The sequence below is a fragment of the Mahella sp. genome (genome assembly GCF_020054945.1).
In the GTDB taxonomy this organism is placed as follows: Bacteria; Bacillota; Clostridia; order Mahellales; family Mahellaceae; genus Mahella.
Window position 1 is genome coordinate 62572 of the sequence record NZ_JAIHAU010000003.1, and the last position, 20446, is coordinate 83017.

General features: G+C 45.6%; 22 protein-coding genes and 1 pseudogene. All 23 read right to left on the minus strand.

All coding sequences use genetic code 11. The annotated features are described in order from the left end of the window. Window positions 1–86: 86 nt before the first annotated feature. Window positions 87–1619: a YifB family Mg chelatase-like AAA ATPase gene (locus tag JG770_RS01195; RefSeq protein ID WP_291954105.1), complete on the minus strand. Its 1533-nt coding sequence runs from the start codon at window positions 1617–1619 to the stop codon at window positions 87–89. Window positions 1620–1644: 25 nt separating this feature from the next. Further along, entirely contained in the window at window positions 1645–2028 is a 384-nt protein-coding gene (locus tag JG770_RS01200; RefSeq protein ID WP_291954107.1) for a YraN family protein, read from the minus strand. Further along, a complete protein-coding gene (locus JG770_RS01205) occupies window positions 2025–2600 on the minus strand; it encodes a ribonuclease HII (RefSeq protein ID WP_291954109.1) in 576 nt (191 codons plus the stop codon). Before JG770_RS01205 ends, JG770_RS01200 begins: the two co-directional genes overlap by 4 nt. Before the next feature lie 4 nt (window positions 2601–2604). Then, on the minus strand, window positions 2605–3438 hold the full coding sequence (gene ylqF, locus JG770_RS01210) for a ribosome biogenesis GTPase YlqF (protein WP_291954112.1): 834 nt from the start codon (window positions 3436–3438) through the stop codon (window positions 2605–2607). Between the two features lie 3 nt (window positions 3439–3441). Continuing rightward, window positions 3442–4026 carry a signal peptidase I gene (lepB, locus tag JG770_RS01215; protein ID WP_291954114.1) on the minus strand — a complete coding sequence of 195 codons (585 nt, stop codon included), beginning with the start codon at window positions 4024–4026 and terminating at the stop codon, window positions 3442–3444. 47 nt (window positions 4027–4073) lie between these two features. Next, the gene (gene rplS / locus JG770_RS01220; protein WP_291954117.1) at window positions 4074–4424 is read right to left on the minus strand and encodes a 50S ribosomal protein L19; all 351 of its coding nucleotides are present in this window, start codon (window positions 4422–4424) and stop codon (window positions 4074–4076) included. Then, complete coding sequence (gene trmD / locus JG770_RS01225; protein ID WP_291954189.1) at window positions 4366–5127, minus strand: tRNA (guanosine(37)-N1)-methyltransferase TrmD; 762 nt, start codon at window positions 5125–5127, stop codon at window positions 4366–4368. Before trmD ends, rplS begins: the two co-directional genes overlap by 59 nt. 5 nt (window positions 5128–5132) lie before the next feature. After that, the gene (gene rimM, locus JG770_RS01230; RefSeq protein ID WP_291954119.1) at window positions 5133–5639 is read right to left on the minus strand and encodes a ribosome maturation factor RimM; all 507 of its coding nucleotides are present in this window, start codon (window positions 5637–5639) and stop codon (window positions 5133–5135) included. 4 nt (window positions 5640–5643) lie between these two features. Continuing rightward, window positions 5644–5871: a KH domain-containing protein gene (locus JG770_RS01235; protein ID WP_291954122.1), complete on the minus strand. Its 228-nt coding sequence runs from the start codon at window positions 5869–5871 to the stop codon at window positions 5644–5646. Window positions 5872–5891: 20 nt separating this feature from the next. Next, window positions 5892–6137 (minus strand): 30S ribosomal protein S16, encoded by a 246-nt coding sequence (gene rpsP, locus JG770_RS01240; protein ID WP_013780685.1) that lies wholly within the window; start codon window positions 6135–6137, stop codon window positions 5892–5894. A 24-nt stretch (window positions 6138–6161) separates the two neighbouring features. Continuing rightward, complete coding sequence (gene ffh / locus JG770_RS01245; protein ID WP_291954126.1) at window positions 6162–7478, minus strand: signal recognition particle protein; 1317 nt, start codon at window positions 7476–7478, stop codon at window positions 6162–6164. 78 nt (window positions 7479–7556) lie between these two features. Further along, a pseudogene (locus tag JG770_RS01250) lies at window positions 7557–7679 on the minus strand (hypothetical protein); the annotation flags it as partial. Window positions 7680–7748: 69 nt separating this feature from the next. Further along, window positions 7749–8663 (minus strand): signal recognition particle-docking protein FtsY, encoded by a 915-nt coding sequence (gene ftsY, locus JG770_RS01255; RefSeq protein WP_291954130.1) that lies wholly within the window; start codon window positions 8661–8663, stop codon window positions 7749–7751. 26 nt (window positions 8664–8689) lie between these two features. Continuing rightward, window positions 8690–12256, minus strand: a complete 3567-nt coding sequence (smc, locus tag JG770_RS01260; protein WP_291954131.1) for a chromosome segregation protein SMC — start codon at window positions 12254–12256, stop codon at window positions 8690–8692. 5 nt (window positions 12257–12261) lie between these two features. Continuing rightward, window positions 12262–13344, minus strand: coding sequence for a radical SAM protein (locus JG770_RS01265; RefSeq protein ID WP_291954133.1), 1083 nt, complete (start codon window positions 13342–13344; stop codon window positions 12262–12264). 14 nt (window positions 13345–13358) lie between these two features. Beyond that, window positions 13359–14024: a ribonuclease III gene (gene rnc / locus JG770_RS01270; protein ID WP_291954136.1), complete on the minus strand. Its 666-nt coding sequence runs from the start codon at window positions 14022–14024 to the stop codon at window positions 13359–13361. A 73-nt stretch (window positions 14025–14097) separates the two neighbouring features. Continuing rightward, complete coding sequence (fabF, locus tag JG770_RS01275) at window positions 14098–15342, minus strand: beta-ketoacyl-ACP synthase II (RefSeq protein ID WP_291954139.1); 1245 nt, start codon at window positions 15340–15342, stop codon at window positions 14098–14100. A gap of 120 nt (window positions 15343–15462) precedes the next feature. Continuing rightward, on the minus strand, window positions 15463–15693 hold the full coding sequence (acpP, locus tag JG770_RS01280; protein ID WP_291954192.1) for an acyl carrier protein: 231 nt from the start codon (window positions 15691–15693) through the stop codon (window positions 15463–15465). 52 nt (window positions 15694–15745) lie between these two features. Continuing rightward, window positions 15746–16486 (minus strand): 3-oxoacyl-[acyl-carrier-protein] reductase, encoded by a 741-nt coding sequence (gene fabG, locus JG770_RS01285; RefSeq protein ID WP_291954141.1) that lies wholly within the window; start codon window positions 16484–16486, stop codon window positions 15746–15748. A gap of 8 nt (window positions 16487–16494) precedes the next feature. Further along, entirely contained in the window at window positions 16495–17430 is a 936-nt protein-coding gene (gene fabD / locus JG770_RS01290; protein WP_291954143.1) for an ACP S-malonyltransferase, read from the minus strand. 27 nt (window positions 17431–17457) lie between these two features. Next, window positions 17458–18405, minus strand: a complete 948-nt coding sequence (fabK, locus tag JG770_RS01295) for an enoyl-[acyl-carrier-protein] reductase FabK (protein ID WP_291954146.1) — start codon at window positions 18403–18405, stop codon at window positions 17458–17460. Between the two features lie 18 nt (window positions 18406–18423). Next, a complete protein-coding gene (locus JG770_RS01300) occupies window positions 18424–19419 on the minus strand; it encodes a beta-ketoacyl-ACP synthase III (RefSeq protein ID WP_291954148.1) in 996 nt (331 codons plus the stop codon). Beyond that, on the minus strand, window positions 19419–20435 hold the full coding sequence (gene plsX / locus JG770_RS01305) for a phosphate acyltransferase PlsX (protein WP_291954151.1): 1017 nt from the start codon (window positions 20433–20435) through the stop codon (window positions 19419–19421). The genes JG770_RS01300 and plsX overlap by 1 nt, the downstream gene beginning before the upstream one ends. Window positions 20436–20446: the final 11 nt, after the last annotated feature.

Genomic DNA, 20446 nt, shown 5'->3' on the forward strand with positions numbered 1-20446 from the left:
GCTATAAACAATTTGGCAATTATTTATCACTGCGGTACTCTATTTTGCAATTGGCCGACAAACGCCGTCTCAAACCGCTTCGGTCCTTATCCCCAAAACTGCCTGTCGAGATTTCTATATTGTACGGCTTCGGCTATATGCGTTTCGGTTATATTCTCCGAACCGTCCAGATCGGCTATAGTTCTGGCCACCTTCAATATGCGATTATATGCCCTGGCGCTCAGGCTTAATCTCTCAAAGGCTTGATTCATAAGCTTTCTTTCTTTGATGCCGAGATGACAATAGCGACTGATATGTGCTCCGGACAATTGCGAGTTGAAGTATATGCCGCTGCCTTTATAACGTTCCAGTTGTCTAGCTCTGGCTGCTTCCACCCTCTTTTTTATATCAGCCGAACCTTCTATTGACGTGGAATCATCGAGATCGTCATAACTGACCGGCTGCAACTCCACATGCAGGTCTATGCGATCAAGAAGTGGACCGGACACTTTGCCCAGATAATTCTTTATTTGAAGCGGTGTACACGTGCATTTAGATATATCCGGATAAAACCCGCAAGGGCATGGATTCATAGAGGCAATCAATAAAAATTTAGCCGGATAGCTTATGGTAGCACTTATGCGCGATACTGTGACCCTCTCATCTTCCAACGGCTGGCGTAGAGCCTCCAGCGCATCCCTACGGAATTCCGGCAGTTCGTCCAGAAATAGCACACCGTAGTGGGCAAGTGATACCTCTCCTGGCTTTGGAATCCTACCGCCCCCGATAAGGGCCGCATTTGATACCGTATGGTGCGGGGATCGGAACGGCCTATTTGTGACCAGCCCGCTTTTGGCATCTATAAGGCCGGCTATACTGTGCAGTTTGGTAATTTCCATAGCTTCGTCGAATGTAAGGTCAGGCAATATGGTGGGCAAACGTCTGGCAAGCATGGTTTTACCCGCGCCAGGCGGGCCTATAAGCAGGACATTATGGCTGCCGGCCGCCGCGATTTCCAACGCACGTTTGGCTTTGTGCTGACCTTTTACATCGGCAAAGTCAACATCATAATTTATACGCTGGCGCATGAAAATATCCTCCACATCGCAGCGAAAGGGCGTTATAGGCATCTCGCCGTTCAAGAAAGCTACGACATCGGCAAGGGAGGATATACCGTAAATATCGATGCCGTCTACCACAGCAGCCTCCTGGACATTTTCGTATGGCACTACTGCCGATGCAAAACCCAATTGCCTAGAAGCTATTATCATCGGCAATATACCCTTTATAGGTTTTAAGGCCCCCTCTAACGACATCTCGCCAAGAAACACCGTATTCTCCAAAAGTTCCGGCACTATAGTGCCTGTGGCAGCCAGTATGCCGATAGCTATCGGCAGATCGTATGAGACACCCTCTTTGCGCGTATCAGCCGGTGCCATGTTTATGGTTATGCGTTTTAACGGGAACTCCATGCCGCTGTTTTTTATAGCTGTGCGCACCCTCTCTTTGGATTCTTTGACAGCCGTATCCGGTAGGCCGACTATATCGAATACGGGTAACCCGTTGGATACATCGGTTTCAATGTCTACGGCATAACCGTCTATTCCCATCAATGCACAGCTCTTCACTTTAGAAAACAATTCCTCTGCCTCCTGCTCTTACGATCTAATAATACCTGTTGTCTTCCACTCCAAAGGCATTTTTTATGTGATTTATGTTTTGCGTGTTGTTATTAGGCAAATAGACTTCGATGATGTCGAACCTGCAATTAAGATCGGCATATTGGGGATGGCTTGCCCTATAAAAAGCCGATATCCTATAATAGCGTTGCTGCTTTCTATAGTCCACTGCCTGATAAGGATAACCGTAACGCAACGATGTGCGCGTTTTGACCTCGACAAACACCAATTCGTCGCCGTCAAAGGCCACTATATCCATTTCTCCTATAGGGCAACGGTAATTGCGTTCCGATATCTTATAGCCATGTTCCAGCAGATATGCAGCGGCCATGTTCTCGCCCGTATTGCCGAGACTGCGCCCGCTGCTCACATCTGCACCTCTGATATGAACTTTTTTGTAAAAGTTATTCTATGTATAGGGCATATGCCGTATTTCTTTATAGCTTCTATGTGTTTTTGAGTGCCATAGCCTTTATTATGTACAAAATCATATTGGGGATATTTGTCATGGTATTGAACCATAAGCCGATCCCTCGTTACTTTGGCTACCACAGATGCGGCCGATATACAGGCTATAAGGTCATCGCCACCTATTACGGCTTGCTGAGGTATCGTTATATCCAGCGTATCCCTACCGTCCACCATAACCCTATCAGGTTGTATGTTCAGCGACAACACCGCTTGTTTCATGACTTCTAAAGCTGCCATACGTATGTTTATTTCATCTATGCGCTCATGATCGACTGATGCTATCGCTACCGCCAATGCCTTATCCAATATAATATCGTGCAGATATTGGCGTTGTTTTGGCGTGAGTTTTTTTGAATCCCTCAGCCCCTCTATGTACAATCCGGCAGGCAATATAACCGCCGCAGCCATAACCGGCCCTGCCAGCGGCCCTCTTCCTACCTCATCCACTCCTGCTATATAAAGCTTTTGCATGATGCTAACCCTCCACAGGCGGCATTTCCAACGTTATATGCCCTATGGCTCCTTTGCGAAAGTCATCTATCAAGGCGGCGGCACCGCGGTGGGTATCGGCTTCTCCACCGCTCTTCAGCCAGCCCTTGTTCATGCATATGGCACTTAATAACTCATAAGAATTCAGTGGCTTATCAGTTATTGAGACGCCATATCTTTCAACAAGTCTATCAACATATCTCGACTGCAATATATCCAAAAGACCGACGGCTATCTCCTCTATATCGACGGCGGCATCATCTATTGCTCCTATACAAGCCAAATGCAACTTTACAATTTCATCTTTAAGATTAGGTTTTAATATACCGGGCGTGTCCATTATCTGAAATTCATCTACCCTGAACCATCCTACCTGCCGCGTTATACCCGGACGCGCACCTACCTGCGCCCGTCGGCTCTTAGCCAATGCATTTAATATAGTAGATTTCCCCACATTGGGAATACCCATTATCATTGCATTTTTTAGCTTTCTATCTTTATGCCGGCTTTCCACGTCCCTCATTATATCTTTGAGATTGCTTATATCTGCACCTGATTTAGCATTTATAGCCACAGCTCTTATATCTTTGCTTTTTAAGTATTTAAGCCATGTGTCCAGCGCTCGTTTATCGGCGAGATCGGCTTTATTAAGCACTACTATTCTGGCTTTGTGCCCTATCATTTGATCCAGCACCGCATCGCGGCTGCTGACAGGTGCCCGGCTATCCACAACCTCTATCACTATATCAACCAACCTTATAAATTTCTTCATATCCTCCAGTGCTCTGGCCATATGCCCCGGATACCATGACTTATTCACGCTTTATTCCCCCTCAGAAGCACTGGCTGCACCGTCGGCAAATCGGTATGTGGTATCGATTGTCCCTATACGGCTTACAGGCCAGATACGCAGCACCGCTTTGCCCACTATGTTGTCTACTGGTACAAATCCAACCTGCGGGTCCCTGCTATCCTTGCTGCCATTCCTGTTATCGCCCAACACGAATATAGTACCTTCTGGTACTATGCTGTCCTCAAAGCCAACCCGCGGCTGGGCGGCTATATAATCTTCCAACAAGCGTTGGCCGTTAACGTATACATCGCCATTTTTAACCTCTATCTCATCGCCGCCTAATGCAATTATGCGCTTTACGAAATTCTCCTTCATATCTCCCGGGTACTTAAATATAACGATATCGCCGCGCTGAGGCTCATTAAACCTATAGCTTATCTTATCAACTATAAGCATATCGCCGTCATGCAGCGTCGGAAGCATAGAATCGCCGTCCACCGTTATCGGTTCGAATACAAAATAACGTATTAAAAATGCAGCCACAAATGCTATAACTATGGCCTCTATCCATTCAATAGCCTCATTGCTGCCCTTGCTCTTGCGCTCGTTATCCATATTTGTTCTTCCCCTTATAACAGGTAAAGGACTGTCTGGACAGTCCTTTACCTGTTGATCCCTTCTTCTTTGATCTTAGCAGCCTTTCCGGTCAAACCGCGCAGATAATAAAGCTTGGCTCTTCTTACTTTGCCGTGCCTTAATACTTCTATATGGTCTATTTTGGGAGAATGTAAAGGAAACGTCCTTTCCACGCCTACGCCATAAGATACACGGCGCACCGTAAAGCTTTCCCTTATGCCGCCATGCTGTCTTTTAATGACCACGCCCTCAAAGGCCTGCAATCTTTCGCGGTTTCCTTCAACAACTTTGACAAAAACCTTTACCGTATCTCCTACCTTAAATTCCGGTATATCGGTTCTCATTTGTTCCGCCTCTAATGTCCTTAATATATCCATTTTGTGTCCTCCTTTCGTCCTTATCGTTTAATAAATCCGGCCTGCGACAAGCCGTACGTTTTAATGCCATCTTATTGCGCCACTCCTTTACTGCAGCATGATCACCCGATAAAAGAACATCGGGAACAATCATGCCCTTGTAATTGTATGGACGCGTATACTGCGGATATTCCAGCAATCCCGAAGTAAAACTCTCATCCATATAAGATTCATCTTTATGGAGAACGCCGGGTACTAAGCGGCTGACAGCATCTACTATTACCATCGCTGGCAACTCACCGCCTGTCAAAATGTAATCCCCTATAGATATCTCCTCATCTATTAACGCATCCGTTATCCTCTGATCTATGCCTTCATAGTGTCCGCATAATATCACTAAATGCTCATACTCAGATAATCGAGAAGCCATATCTTGGTCAAAGCGCCTCCCCTGCGGCGACATATATATTTTATGCAATTTATCATCAGGATAACGCTGTTTTATATAATCAAAAGCATCGAATACGGGTTGCGGCGCCAGTATCATACCTGCCCCTCCGCCATAAGGATAATCATCTACTTTACCATGTTTATCCAGTGAAAAATCCCTTATATCATATAAATTCACCGTCAGTATACCGCTTGCTATAGCCCTACCGAGTACGCTGTGAGTAAATGCCGGCATCAACATTTGAGGGAATAGCGTTAATATATCTATGATCATCTTTCTCAATCCAATAAACCTTCCATCGGCTCTATAACTATACGTTCTCCTTCGATATCTATGATTTTAATGACATCCTTAATGGCGGGTATAAGTACCTGCTTCTGACCATCGACCACATCATACACATCGTTGCTGCCTGTAGGTAAAACCTCTTTGACTTCACCCAGATACAAACCATCTACTGTATATACTTTGCAGCCTATTATATCGCCTACATAATATGAACCTTCGGGCAATGGTGCCGCATGCTGCCTATCTACCCACAGATGCTCATTTACCAGCTCCCGGGCAGTATTCATATCATCTATACCGTCAAGCTTTATATAAACGGCATTATTACCATATCTTACATGTTCCACGCGATATGGAAACATGTCATCCTTATCTTTTATATAAGCGCATTTCAAATCATCGAAACGCCTTATATCGTCGGTAAGCGGTTGTATCTTCATTTCACCGCCCACGCCGTGCGGTTTAAGTATTCGGCCGATTATAAGATACTTTTGCATATCGTTAAACTATATTCACCGTCACGCGCTTTTTTTGTCTGCCGGCTGCTGATCTGACCACCGTCCTTATGGCTTTGGCTATATGTCCTTGCTTACCGATAATTCTTCCCATATCATCAGGAGCAACCCTTAATTCAATGATTACGGAATCCTCATCCTCTTCCTCTGTGACCATAACCTGATCCGGATGGTTTACCAGTGCCTGAGCTATAAATCTAACCAATTCACCCATAGTTTATCCCTCCTATTTCTTTATGAAATAGTGCCGCTCTGTTTCAACAGAGCCCTGACGGTGTCCGACGGTTTAGCTCCCTTTTTGATCCATTCCAAGGCCTTCTCATTATCAATCTGAACCACTGCCGGCTGGACCATCGGATTATAATAACCTATCTCTTCTATAAATCTGCCATCTCTGGGCGATCTGGAATCCGCTACAACTATTCTGTAAAAAGGGGCTTTTTTGGCACCCATGCGTTTTAGCCTCATACGTACAGCCACAAACTTCACCTCCTTTCAAGTGCTTTAAAACGGCAGCTTCAGCATGCCTCGACGACCGGATTTTTCCATGCTGGTAAATTGCCTCATCAAACGTTTGGTTTCTTCAAATTGCTTTAATAAACGGTTAACCTCTTGTATGGTGGTACCGCTTCCCTTTGCTATACGCCTTCTCCGGCTGCCGTTTATAATAGCCGGCTCAAGACGTTCCTGCTTAGTCATGGAATTTATTATAGCTTCTATACGACCTAATTCCTTGTCATCAACCTGTACATTACCCATCTTTTTAGAATTAATGCCGGGTAACATATCCATTATCTGACTCAATGGCCCCATCTTTTTTATCTCATGAAGTTGGTCGAGGAAATCTTCCAGTGTAAACTGCTGGTTACGCAGCTTATTTTCCAGCTCCATGGCTTTTTTTTCGTCTACGGCGGCCTGGGCTTTTTCTATGAGAGTGAGCACATCTCCCATACCGAGTATACGCGATGCAATCCTGTCCGGATGAAACGGTTCCAAATCATCGAGTTTTTCACCCATACCGACAAATTTTATCGGCTTACCGGTTACCGCTTTAACCGACAACGCCGCACCGCCTCTTGTGTCCCCATCGAGCTTGGTTAATACCACACCGTCTATAACCAACCGTTCATTGAAATTTTTTGCTACATTCACAGCATCCTGCCCTGTCATGGCATCCACCACAAGCAGTATCTCATCGGGATGTACAGATGCTTTGATGTTTTCCAGTTCCAGCATCATTTCATCATCTATATGCAACCTGCCGGCTGTATCCAATATCACGACATCGTTGGAATGCTTTTTGGCGTATTCCAATCCCTGCCGGCTTATAGCCACAGGATCTGCTGCCTCTAATGAAAATACCGGTATATTAACCTTTTGGCCTACTATCTGTAATTGTTTAACAGCAGCAGGTCGGTATATATCACAGGCAACCAATAACGGATTTTTACCCTGCTTTGCCAAGTATCCGGCCAACTTGGCCGATGTGGTTGTTTTCCCCGAGCCTTGGAGACCCACCATCATTATGACCGTTGGCGGTGCGGAAGCCCATTTTATTTTGCTTTGGCTGCTGCCCATCAGCTCTATCAATTGCTCATTTACTATCTTTATAACCTGCTGACCAGGCGTTAAGCTCTCCAGCACGCCCTGTCCTATTGCTTTTTCTGTTACCTTGTTTACAAATTCTTTGACGACAGCGTAGTTGACGTCCGCTTCAAGCAACGCCATACGCACATCGCGCATAGCCTCTTTTACGTCGTTTTCAGACAATTTACCCTTGCCGGTAAGCTTTTTAAAAGCTGACTGAAGCTTCTCGGTCAATCCTTCAAAGGCCGTATGCTCATCCCCTTTCGTCAGACAAAGTTTTTATCAGCGCGCGCATATCATCCAAACGGCGCTGTCGGCTATTTCAGCAAACGAAAGGTCATAATTATAGTGCAAATCCAGCATATTACGTTCCTTATCGGTCAATAAGGATCCGTACAGATCCAACAACAATCCTACTTCGGCTATCCTATCCAAAGCATTCCACCTTGCCGTAAAGTATTTTTGCTTGTCACCAACTATTATAGTATAATCCGCACGGTTTTGTCAATCAATATCTAGCAGCGCAGATACAAAATTTTGAGGTTCAAAGTCCTGCAGATCGTCTATGCCTTCCCCGACACCGATATATTTTACTGGAACCGAGAGTTCGTCAGCTATGGCTATGACCACGCCGCCTTTAGCGGTACCATCCAATTTGGTAAGCGCTATACCGTTTATATCCACAGCTTCTTTGAATACGCGCGCCTGAGATATAGCGTTCTGACCGGTCGTGGCATCCAGTACCAGCAGTACTTCTTTATAGGCCTCGGGATATTCCCTTTCTATCACGCGGTTTATCTTTTTTAATTCCTCCATAAGGTTTTTCTTATTATGGAGGCGACCGGCAGTATCACATATTATGATATCGGCTTTCTTGGCTTTAGCTGATTGTATGGCGTCGAATACCACAGCCGCAGGATCGGAGCCCTCCTCATGTTTCACTATATCCACGCCGGCACGCTCACTCCATATCTCCAACTGTTCGGTGGCCGCAGCCCTGAACGTATCGGCAGCCGCCAACAGAACCCTCTTGCTGTCCTGTTTAAATTTATAGGCCAGTTTACCTATAGTAGTGGTCTTGCCCACGCCGTTCACGCCCACTACCAATATGATCCGAGGATATAAATCCATGTCCTTCGATGCCGCATTTTTGCTCAACACCCGTTCCAATTCATCCTTCAACAGTGTCCTTACCTGCTCTGGAGCTTTTAATTTCTGCTGCCTGACCTGCTTTTTTATATCATTTATTATCGATTCAGCAGCCTTAGCCCCTACATCGGCCAATATAAGCAGCTCTTCCAATTGATCATAGAATTCCTCATCTATGATTCTGGATGAGTTTATCAAGCCGTTTACTCTGCTGCTGAAATTATCCCTCGTTTTAGCCAAGCCGCTTTTTAGCTTATCAAATATACCCATTCACTAAAACCTCCGCTTTTTTTGATTTAGCCAGTTTTTTCATCCAACTGAACGGATATCAGTTTGGAAACGCCACGCTCCACCATAGATACGCCGTATAACGCACCGGCTACCTCCATAGTAGGCCGGCGGTGCGTTATGATTATAAATTGGATGTTTTGGCTGTAATCCTGAATAAAATTCGCAAATCTCTGAGCGTTTACCTCATCCAAAGCCGCCTCTATTTCGTCCAAAACGCAAAAAGGCGACGGACGTATCTCCAACAATGCAAACAATATGGCTATAGCTGTCAAGGTACGCTCGCCACCTGACAGCAGCATTATATTCTGAAGTTTTTTACCCGGCGGCTGCGCTATTATATCTATACCAGCCTCCAGCACATCCCCTTCTTCCAATACAAGGGATGCGCTGCCTCCGCCGAACAACCGTCGAAATATGCGCTGAAAGTTATTATTTATAACAGAGAATTGTGCGGCAAACTGCCTGCGCATATCAGCCTCCAAATCAGCTATAAGGTCTTGCAATGTTTGAATTGCTTTAGACAAATCGTCATGCTGTTGCTTTAAAAATTCTACTCGCTGGTACATCCGATCGTATTCTTCTATAGCCCCGGGGTTTACAGGTCCAATAGAAGCTATTTCTTCCTTTATTGCAGTTCTTTCTTTGGATGCCTGAGCCCATTCAAAATCATCGGCTCTATACTTCAACGCATTGGCATATGAAAGCTGATACGATTCCCATATTTCCTCCTGTAAAGATTGTAACTGCTCTTCTAAATGCTGCTTTTGGACATCGCATCTATACAGCTTGTTGCTCAAATCAGCTATAAGCTCATTCAAATCGTGCAGATCCTGCTCTTTGTCTGCTATTTCCTTATAAAAAGCCTCTTGTTCCCTTTCAAGACGTTTAATATCCTGCTGCAGTTTATCATCCAGCGAACGATGTTTTTCCAACTCCATGCACTGTTTATCCAAATCCTCTTGAACAGTTATTTTCTCTTCAGCATTGGATTCTATCTGTTCCAGTTTGTTCTCGATATCGGATTTGGCCTTTTCGATATTCGCTCCAGCCTCGTCCAGCCGGTGCCGCAATGAAGCGCATTCGCTCTCAAGCTTGGCCGCATCTACCTGTATCTGAGTGAGATGATGCATGATATCTTCCCTTTGCTGAGTTAAATCTTGAATGCGTTTATCATTTTCCTGCGCGTCCTGAGCAAAGGAATGACGCTGTTGCTCCACTTCTTCAATCTCGGCCTTGCTTTGCTCGATTTCCTGCTCAAGCGATGTTTGGTTTTCAGATAGCTTCAAGCGTTCTTGTTCCATAGCCTCCCTTTTATGGCTTAAAGCATCTTGCTGCTGTTCGAGATTTTTTATAGTTTCTTCCATGCGTGCATATTCTATGTGCAGCTGAGATAATTTACCCTCTATATCGCTGCGCTGTTTGCGCTGTTCGTTAAGCACATCGCCGAGTGCATCCATTTGCTTGCTCATCGCGGCATAGCTGTGTCTAGATTCCTCAATAGCTTGCTCCAACCGCTGTATCTGCCCCGCCCTGCTCAATATATCGCTCTCGCGGCGCTTCAAACTGCCGCCGGATATGTAACCCCCGTTGCCGACCACGTCGCCTTCCAACGTCACTATCTGAAACGTATACTTGAAAGCGCGAGCTATATCTATAGCATGTGCCAGATTATCGCATATAAGCACACGCCCCAGCAAATAGCCTACAACATCGGCAAATTCAGAATTAAACCGAGCTATATCACAAGCCACGCCTATGCATCCCTCATACTTCAAGGCAGCCCTCTCGCGTTCGCTCAGCCTTCTGGGCTTTATAGCGCTTATAGGCAGAAAGGTGGCTCTCCCGCCTTGGCGAGCCTTTAAAAAATCTATGGCATACCGCGCATCGTCGTCGTTGCGCGTAACAAGATGTTGAATGCTGCCGCCCAGAGCAGCTTCAAAGGCGGTCTCATATTCGGTATCTACTTGTATCAAGCGCCCCACCGGCCCGTAAATGCCCTTGTTCATCCTGGCATCCCGCAGTCGCTGATCCATTATGAGCTTAACGCTGCGATTAAATCCTTCCATATTGTTCTCCATATCTTGGAGCAACTTCAACCGCGATGCATCCGAATGAATAGACCTGTCAATATCCGTACGGCGCTCGGCTATCTCCTTTATTTTAGTCTCGATATCCGATATGTCGGCTGTTCTGGATTTTAATAACAGTTCCTGTTGCTCCAGATTCCGCCTTACATCGTCCATATCCTTCTTTATTCTGAGTTTGGCCGACACTAAATGGTTTTCATCGGCATATAAGCTTTCCAGCTCATCATCCAACCTAAGCATATGCTTTGTTACCGACTGCAATTCAGATGCCAGGACGCCGAGCTTGCTTTTAAGCTGGGACTGCCGATCGATGATATCCATTATTTGATCTTCACCACTTTTAACAAAGGCCTTATATCGGCTAAGAGCAGCGTCTACCTCTGCCAATTGCCCTTTGTATTCGTCCAACTCCTTTAAAACATCGGCCCTTTTATCCTCAAGGCTCTTAAGCTCGGCCTTTATTCCTTCCATAAGCTCAGTATAATGCTGCCGCTGATCCTGCTTATCGCTGATCTCCTTCTGCAGTCGGCTTAAATCATTGTCCAGATATTCTATTCGCTGTCGAGCGCTGTTTATGAGGCCATTCAAGCGTTCCGATTGTTCTCTGTTGTTCAAGATATCGGCATGCAGCGCTTCTATTTTGTCTTTATATGCCCCCAATAACGCTTTCTGTTGGGCTAATACCGTTTCATCAGCCTGTTTGCTCAGTTCGTTTTGGCGCAGCGTTTCTTTAATATCGGCACTTTCCTGTTCTACCCTTGTTATTTGCTCTTTTAGCCGATGATAGTTGTATAAGAACAAATTTATATCTATATATTTTAGCTTGTCCAATAGCTGTATATAATGCCGAGCCTTCCGGCTTTCCTGCTCTAAAGGGCCTAATTGCAACTCAAGTTCAGATAAAATATCCTCTACACGCTGTAAATTTTGTATGGTTTGCTCCAGTTTTTTTTCGGCATCCATTTTACGGGATTTATATCTAACTATACCTGCCGCTTCTTCAAATATGCCTCTGCGCTCTTGGGGTCGATCGCTCAACAGTTGGTCTATGCGCCCTTGGCCTATAATGGAATAACCCTCTTTGCCCACTCCCGTATCCATAAATAACTGCTGTATATCTTTCAGACGGCAAAGTGTCTTATTCAGATAATATTCTGATTCGCCGGATTTAAATATACGCCGTGTAACTTTTATCTCCGAATAATCCATATCCAATGCCCGATCGCTATTATCCAAAATCAGCGATACTTCGGCCATGCCCACAGGTTTCCTGCTGTCGGCCCCTGAGAATATGATATCCTCCATCCTGCTACCTCGCAAAACCTTGGGGCTCTGCTCACCCAATACCCATCTTATAGCATCGGCTATATTACTCTTACCGCTGCCATTGGGCCCTACTATAGCTGTTATACCCGGAAGGAGATCTATATCTATCTTATCGGCAAAAGACTTAAAACCGTAAATCTCTATTCTCTTAAGATACATGACATTCATATCCTCCCTTCGCATCGCCGACGGCAGTAATCTTTTATATTCATATTATACAGCCCGCGTGAAGCAATTTCTAATTGTATATTACCGGCCTCTACATCTAACGATGGGATTACGTCCACTTTCTTTAAGCCCATGTCCATAAGTCCTTGCACATTGGAACGTTTTTGACCTAATACGATGGAAAGCTCGGATGGATGGGTTCGAATTATGATGGCATTGCTTCCCCCGTATCCGGCATCTTTTAACGAATGCTTTATAGCATCCAGATAAAGGCGGCTTTTTACCAGCTCGCCGAAAGCCGGATGAAACGGTCCGGCCACAACATCTTTGCCCAATTGGATACCATCGCTTGGCTGAAGCCCTATGCGTATCACAGGTATATCGTCGGCTATACAAACGCACAGCATATAAGCGCTGACAGCTACGGCTTCATACAGCGATAGCGGCTTATACCTGCCTTTCAGGTAAAGCCGCTCTAAAGGTGTATCTTTTATAACCAACGTCGGATATATTCTTATAAAATCAGCGCCTATATCTATAGCTTTACGCACGCTGCGCATATCTTTGTCCGCATCGTCTGACGGCAATCCCACCATAAGCTGTATACCCAGCTTAATATCGTATTGCTTAATCAAATGTGCCGCGTCCTCTACGTCTTTAGACGAATGTCCGCGACCGCTGGCATGAAGTACCGCGTCGTCCATAGATTGTGCGCCCAGCTCGACGACGGTAACACCGTTGTGCGACAGCATATCCAATATGGCCAAATTTATATAGTCCGGACGCGTGGACAGCCTTATATCAGTGATATTTGCATATTGCCTATATGAGGCTGCAAGCTTTAACAAGCTCTCCTGAATATCTTCGGGCATAGCGGTAAATGTGCCGCCATAAAAGGCCACTTCTATATCAGTGCCTGATGGAGCGGCCAAAACGGCTTCTTTCAATGTCTTATCGGCCTGACTTAATATATCCCGGTGCATACCGGTAATGGCATATTGATTGCAATATATGCATTGAAACGGGCAACCCTGCTGAGGTATAAAAACGGGTATTATATACCTCTTGCGTTTCTTCACTTTGTACTCATCCTCTATGTACCGAATAATACACTCAAAGCTTGCTGCGCAGCTTTTTGCTCGGCATCCTTTTTACTCTTGCCGCTACCTTGCCCAACCGGTTTACCGTCCACTTTTACCTCCGCAAAAAACATCTTATCGTGGTCCGGCCCTTCTTCCCTTATTATCTCATATTTTATGTCAGTGTAACCGTCGAACTGCAGCCGCTCCTGCAGTTCGCTCTTATAATCGTTAAAATTCGATATAGAGGCCGTTTCTTCTATTATAGGCGCAAGCAGGGATAGGACAAATGTTTTGGCGGCATCAAATCCACCGTCCAGATATACCGCCCCTATTATAGCTTCTACGGTATCGGCCAATGTTGACGGGCGCATATCGCCGTGACTCAGCTTCTCGCCACGGCTCAATAAAAGATATGAGCCAAGATTCATTGCCGCAGCCACTTTATAAAGGGGTTTCTCCGAAACGATGTTGGAACGCAGCTTGGATAAGTTGCCTTCTGAGAGCTCAGGATATGTGTTAAACAGGTAATCGGTAATGATAAGGTTTAATACCGAGTCGCCCAACAACTCCAAACGCTCATTATAATAATCCAGGCTATGCTCGTATGCATATGAGCTATGGGTTAAGGCCTCGTCCAGCTTATCGATATTATTAAACCTGTAATCTAAAAGATCCATGAGCTCTTTTAAGCGCTCCAAACGGTTTTTATCTATTATGTCCGCCCCCTTTTCCGCATAATATCCATATTGCCTAATCAGTTATATATTTCCTGAATAATAGCACTGCATTTTGTCCGCCGAAACCGAACGAATTGGACATGGCATATTCTATATCGGCCGCACGCCCTTTATTAGGCACATAATCCAAATCACATTCGGGATCGGGATCTTCATAGTTTATGGTAGGCGGAATAAAACCTTCTTGTATGGCCATGGCGCTGGCAATAGCCTCGATAGCGCCCGTAGCTCCCAAAAGATGCCCTGTCATAGATTTCGTGGAGCTTATGGCAAGCTCATATGCATGCTGCCCGAAAACGCTTTTGACAGCCATGGTTTCGAATTTATCGTTATATGGCGTAGAAGTGCCATGAGCATTTATATAATCCACTTGTTCGGGCCTTACGCCGGCATCCTCTAGCGCGTTGCTCATAGCCGTAGCGGCACCTTCGCCTCCCGGAGCCGGAGTTGTGATATGGTATGCGTCACACGTAACCCCATAACCCACTATCTCAGCGTATATATGAGCACCGCGCTTAATGGCGTGGTCTAAGCTCTCCAGTATAAGCACTCCTGCACCCTCGCCCATGACAAAGCCGTCGCGTTTGGCATCGAAGGGGCTGCTGGCGGCCTTTGGATTATCATTGCGCGTGGATAGAGCCTTCATAGCACAAAATCCGCCTAAAGCCAAAGGCGTAACCGCGGCCTCTGCTCCGCCGGTGAACATAATGTCGGCATAACCATCCTTGATAACTCTAAAAGCCTCACCTATGGCATTGGTCGCCGAAGCACAAGCTGTGACTATTGTAGTATTATATCCTTTAGCACCGTATGCTATGGCTATTTGGCCTGCAGCTATGTTGGTTATGATCATCGGAACAAAGAACGGGCTTATGCGGCCAGGCCCTTTGTTTGTAAGCAGCGTATGCTGTTCTTCAAAAGTAGCTATACCTCCTATACCCACGCCCATGATAACGCCCAGCCTGTTTTTATCAATACCGTCCATATCTATGCCGGCATCATTCACAGCCATAGCGGCCGATGCCATGGCAAACTGTGTAAATCTGTCCATACGTTTGGCTTCTTTACGATCTATATAGTCCTCAGGTTTAAAATCCAGCACTTCGCCCGCTATCTGCGTGGTAAATGCCGAAGCGTCAAAACGCTGTATTTTATCTATGCCAGACACGCCGTTCTTTATATTCTCCCAAAATATATCTTTACCTATGCCCAAAGGCGTGACGGCTCCTATACCTGTTATCACTACTCGGTTATTCATTTCTACCTCCATTTTTGGCTAGAAAATTAAAAAGTTAAAATATATATAAAAAGCGCTAGCTTGAATACGTATTTTTTAAAGTCCCGCAGTAAGTAACTGCTGCGGGACCTATCCAGCAAATTACGCCTGATGGCTCTTTATGTATTCCACCACGTCGTTTACTGTAGTCAATTTCTCAGCTTCTTCATCCGGAATCTCCATATCAAATTCCTCTTCTAATGCCATTATTAATTCCACTATATCCAATGAATCAGCCCCTAAATCATCTATAAAAGACGACTCCAGTTTGACCTCATCGGGCTCCACGCCCAACTGGTCTACTATAACATCTCTTATTTTCTCAAATAACATCATCTTTCACCTCCCTTCAAACTTTAAAACAAAGCTTCTCCATAAGATAATATTACATAACTAAGCCCCCGTCAATATTAATTACTTGACCGGTTATATATTTTGCTCCTTCGCCAGCTAAAAACGCTATCAATTCAGCTACTTCTTCGGGTTCGCCGAACCTGTGCAACGGTATGTTGTTTAACACCTGTTCTTTTATGCCGTCAGACAGTGTATCGGTCATGTCGGTTTTTATAAAGCCAGGCGCCACTGCATTTACGGTTATACCCCTGCCGGAGAATTCTTTGGCCACTGCTTTAGTGAAACCTATTATACCTGCTTTGGCGGCAGCATAATTGGCCTGCCCCGCATTACCCGTCAGCCCGACTACCGAAGCGATGTTTATTATAGTCCCGCTGCGTTTTTTCATCATGATACGGCAAACAGCCTGCGTACAGTTAAATACGCTGCCTAGATTAATGTCTATGACTTTCTGCCAATCATCCTGCGACATTCTCATCAACAGATTATCCCTCGTTATACCGGCATTATTCACCAGTATATCGATGGTGCCATAGTGCTCCAATGTCTTATTTACGACATCGGCTGCATACTCCCGCACGCTGGTATCGCCCTGAATGGCTATGGCATGGCCTCCATTACTGTTTATTATGTCAACTACTTCCGATGCGGCATTGGCATTTTTTAAGTAATTCACAGCCACCTTAGCACCTTCAGCGCCTAATTTTATAGCTGTCGCCCTTCCTATACCTCGCGAAGCACCCGTTACCAATGCCACTTTACCACTAAGCATATTAGCTGTCATCCCTTCAATTGCTCGAGTGCCGATTCGAGAGATTGCACATTATCTACATTCATTACCTTTACATCCCTGCTTATCTTTTTCACAAAACCGCTGAGAGCCTTGCCCGGCCCTACCTCTATAAATGTGTCGGCCCCCATCTCCATCATGGCTCTTACGCTTTCTTCCCAACGCACCGGACTGCTTACCTGCTCTATGAGCAATCGGCGTATATCTTCGGGCTCGGATACCTCTTCAGCCGTTACATTGGCTATAACAGGTATGGCAGGTTTTTTTATATTTACACCCTTCAGTACCTCGGCGAGCCTCTCACCGGCCGGTTTCAACAAGCTGCAATGGAACGGTGCACTAACCTCTAACATAACAGCCCTTTTAGCGCCTTTTTCTTTGGCCATCTCGGAGGCCTTCTGAACAGCCGCAGTCTGGCCCGATATGACGATCTGACCCGGACAATTGTAATTAGCCGGCTCTACCACACCATATTCCGACGCTTCTTTGCAAACCTGCTCTACGGTTTCTTTGTCGAGCCCTATAATGGCAGCCATTGCGCCCTGGCCTATGGGTACGGCCTCTTGCATAAATCTGCCACGCTGTCTTAAAAGCTTAACGGCATCGGCAAAATCCATGGCATCGGCCGCAGTCAATGCCCCATACTCGCCCAAGCTTAGCCCGGCCGCCATATCCGGCACTATACCGTTTAGCTCCAATGCTTTGGCACATGCCATGCTAACAGTGAATATGGCCGGTTGTGTGATCTCGGTCTGTTTGAGCATTTCATCCGGCCCTTCGAAGCACAGTTCGGCCATATCATAGCCGAGCGCTTGTGAAGCAGCCTTAAAAAGCTCGTCAGCTTCGGCATACCGCTGGGCTAATTGTTGCCCCATGCCGGCATATTGAGCGCCTTGGCCTGGGAATATAAAAGCAATCTTTCCCATAAACAGATATCTTCCTCCTTTATTCCATTATTTATTTAACAGACCCTGCATACGGGTTATAATATCAGCCGCTTGAGATATTACATCCTGTATTATAGCCGCTGCGGGTTTTATGTCATTTATCAAACCGGCTATCTGGCCGGCCATAACCGAACCGTATTCGGCATCGCCATCCACCACCGCGGCTTTGAGCCTGCCGGTGCCCAACGCTTCGAGTTCTTCTAACGAAGCATGCTCTTGCTCAAGTTTATTGTATTGAGCCGTCAGTTTGTTCTTCAATACCCTCACAGGATGTCCTGTAAGCTCACCTGTAACGACAGCATCCCTATCACTTGCATTAACTATAGCTTCTTTGTAACGTTCATGGGCAGTGCATTCGGTTGAACATACAAAGCGAGTGCCCATCTGCACCCCTTGAGCGCCTAATGCCAGCGCCGCCGCCATACCTCTTCCATCAGCTATGCCACCGGCTCCTATAACAGGTATATTCACCGCATCCACCACCTGGGGTATTAAAACCATGGTGGTAAGCTCACCTATATGACCGCCTGATTCATGCCCTTCAGCCACCAATGCATCAGCTCCGACCCTTTCCATGCGTCTGGCCAAAGCTACCGAAGGTATTACAGGTATCACCTTGCACCCTATATTTTTTAAATCCGATATATATTTGGCCGGATTGCCTGCTCCTGTTGTAACCACCGGAACTTTCTCCTCGCATATAACTTTTACGACGTCATCGGCATAAGGGGACATGAGCATGACATTAACGCCAAAAGGCTTATCGGTCAATGTCTTGGCCTTGCGTATCTGTTGCCTGACGAATTCGCCGGGAGCATTTCCGGCGCCTATGATACCCAATCCGCCGCCGTTGGAAACAGCCGCGGCTAATTCGGCTGTGGCTACCCACGCCATTCCTCCTTGAATAATAGGGTATTGAATATTTAATAAATCGCATATGGCCGTATGAAACATTTTATCACCATCCTGTCGCTATTTCGACCATTTCAGTACGCAGGAGGCCCATGTCAGGCCGCCTCCAAATCCTACCAAAACAATATTGTCGCCTTTTCTTAATTTGCCATCGCGCGCCGCCTCATCCAAAGTAACCGGTATGGTAACCGCCGACATATTGCCGTACTTATGTATTGTAAGACATACCCTTTCGGGCGATATGCCCAGTCTCTTCCTTGCCGATTCGATTATACGTATATTGGCCTGATGCGGCACAAACCAGTCTATATCATCCGGCTTTAACCCCGCCCTATCTATGGCTTCTATAGATGCGGTATCCATTATCTTAACGGCAAATTTAAATATTTCTCCGCCGTCCATATACATATAATGCAACCGTTTGTCCACGGTTTCATGCGAGGCCGGCATACGCGACCCTCCTGCCTTTATGTGCAGATATTTGCCACCTGAACCGTCCGAGCCGAGATATGTGGACAATATGCCATAGCCTTTTTCCACCGGTCCTATTACTGCAGCGCCAGCACCATCGCCGAACAGCACGCATGTGTTTCTGTCTTGCCAATCGGTAATTCTGGATAATATATCCGCAGCTATTACCAGCACATATTTATAGGTTCCTGTTTCTATAAATTGTTTTGCTATGCTCAAACCATATATAAAACCGGAACACGCAGCTTCCAAATCAAAAGCGGCAGCTTTTTTAGCTCCTATATTGTCCTGCACTATGCATGCTGTCGCAGGAAATATCATATCGGGGGTTATGGTAGCTACTATTATCATATCTATATCGCCAGCCGAAACCCCTGCATCATCCAACGCCTTCAATGCTGCTCTCGTGGCCATATCGGATGTCGCGTCGTCAGGATCGGCTATGCGGCGCTCGCTTATGCCTGTCCTGGTACGAATCCATTCATCGGATGTATCTACCATTTTTTCTAAATCAAAATTGGTCAATATTTTCTCGGGCATATAGCTGCCCAATCCTAATATACCGGCTGAAATCTTATTACTCATTACTCATTGCTCCTATCCTCTATCATAACTATTTCATTCCTGATTTGCGCTAAAACGCCCTTGGAAACGAATATATCAGCCTGCTTAATAGCGTTTTTTATTGCGGATGCATCAGAACTGCCATGTGATTTTATAACCAAACCATCTATTCCTAGCAACAATGCTCCTCCATATTCCGCATAATCCCACTCTTTCATAAGTTCTTTTAACGTGGGCATCAATAAAAGTGCACCTAATTTAGCGCGCCAGCTTTTCAGCACATTTTGTTTAAGTATATTAAAAAGCGCCGATGCTATGCCCTCTAGGAGCTTCAATATAACGTTGCCCACAAAACCGTCGCATACTATGACATCAGCTTTACCAAGGGGAATATCCCTTGCCTCTATATTGCCTATAAAATTAAGATGAGTGGATTTTATAAGTCCAAAAGCTTCCTGTATCACATCGTTACCTTTATTTTCCTCTTCGCCTACGTTTACCAAACCGACGCGAGGCGATACAACGTTTAAGACCTTCTCCATGTACACCGAACCCATTACTGCAAATTGCATGAGATTTTCGGGCTTGCATTCTATATTAGCACCTGCATCGACCAGCAGGCTCCCGCCTTTTGCCGTAGGAATAACCGGAGCCAATGCCGGCCTGTCTATCCCCTCTATGCGGCCTACTTTCAATAATGCACCTGCCATCAAAGCACCCGTATTGCCGGCCGATATAAAAGCATCGACCTTTCTGTCTTTGAGCATCTGAAGCCCTATCATCATGGAAGAATCTTTTTTCTTTTTTATGGCGTTAACGGGTTTTTCGTCATTGCCGATAACCTGCAACGCGTTCTCTATGCTCAAGCGCGATTTATCATAAGCATATCCTTGCAGCAAATCTTCTATAGCTTGTTGTTGACCCACCAGCACTATATCTATATCGTGGGTTTTATAAGCATCCAAGGCCTCTATGCATCCCTTTACTATCTCATGTGGTGCATGATCGCCTCCCATAGCATCTACGGCTATACGCATGATGAGTCCTC

What these genes read in the sequence shown, in the direction of transcription:
- JG770_RS01205 (WP_291954109.1), bottom strand. Translation starts at nt 2,600, where the DNA reads ATGCAAAAGCTTTATATAGCAGGAGTGGATGAGGTAGGAAGAGGGCCG.
- lepB (WP_291954114.1), bottom strand. Translation starts at nt 4,026, where the DNA reads ATGGATAACGAGCGCAAGAGCAAGGGCAGCAATGAGGCTATTGAATGG.
- rplS (WP_291954117.1), bottom strand. Translation starts at nt 4,424, where the DNA reads ATGGATATATTAAGGACATTAGAGGCGGAACAAATGAGAACCGATATA.
- trmD (WP_291954189.1), bottom strand. Translation starts at nt 5,127, where the DNA reads ATGATCATAGATATATTAACGCTATTCCCTCAAATGTTGATGCCGGCA.
- rimM (WP_291954119.1), bottom strand. Translation starts at nt 5,639, where the DNA reads ATGCAAAAGTATCTTATAATCGGCCGAATACTTAAACCGCACGGCGTG.
- JG770_RS01235 (WP_291954122.1), bottom strand. Translation starts at nt 5,871, where the DNA reads ATGGGTGAATTGGTTAGATTTATAGCTCAGGCACTGGTAAACCATCCG.
- ftsY (WP_291954130.1), bottom strand. Translation starts at nt 8,663, where the DNA reads ATGGGTATATTTGATAAGCTAAAAAGCGGCTTGGCTAAAACGAGGGAT.
- smc (WP_291954131.1), bottom strand. Translation starts at nt 12,256, where the DNA reads ATGTATCTTAAGAGAATAGAGATTTACGGTTTTAAGTCTTTTGCCGAT.
- rnc (WP_291954136.1), bottom strand. Translation starts at nt 14,024, where the DNA reads ATGGATCTTTTAGATTACAGGTTTAATAATATCGATAAGCTGGACGAG.
- fabF (WP_291954139.1), bottom strand. Translation starts at nt 15,342, where the DNA reads ATGAATAACCGAGTAGTGATAACAGGTATAGGAGCCGTCACGCCTTTG.
- acpP (WP_291954192.1), bottom strand. Translation starts at nt 15,693, where the DNA reads ATGTTATTTGAGAAAATAAGAGATGTTATAGTAGACCAGTTGGGCGTG.
- fabG (WP_291954141.1), bottom strand. Translation starts at nt 16,486, where the DNA reads ATGCTTAGTGGTAAAGTGGCATTGGTAACGGGTGCTTCGCGAGGTATA.
- fabD (WP_291954143.1), bottom strand. Translation starts at nt 17,430, where the DNA reads ATGGGAAAGATTGCTTTTATATTCCCAGGCCAAGGCGCTCAATATGCC.
- fabK (WP_291954146.1), bottom strand. Translation starts at nt 18,405, where the DNA reads ATGTTTCATACGGCCATATGCGATTTATTAAATATTCAATACCCTATT.
- JG770_RS01300 (WP_291954148.1), bottom strand. Translation starts at nt 19,419, where the DNA reads ATGAGTAATAAGATTTCAGCCGGTATATTAGGATTGGGCAGCTATATG.
- plsX (WP_291954151.1), bottom strand. Translation starts at nt 20,435, where the DNA reads ATGCGTATAGCCGTAGATGCTATGGGAGGCGATCATGCACCACATGAG.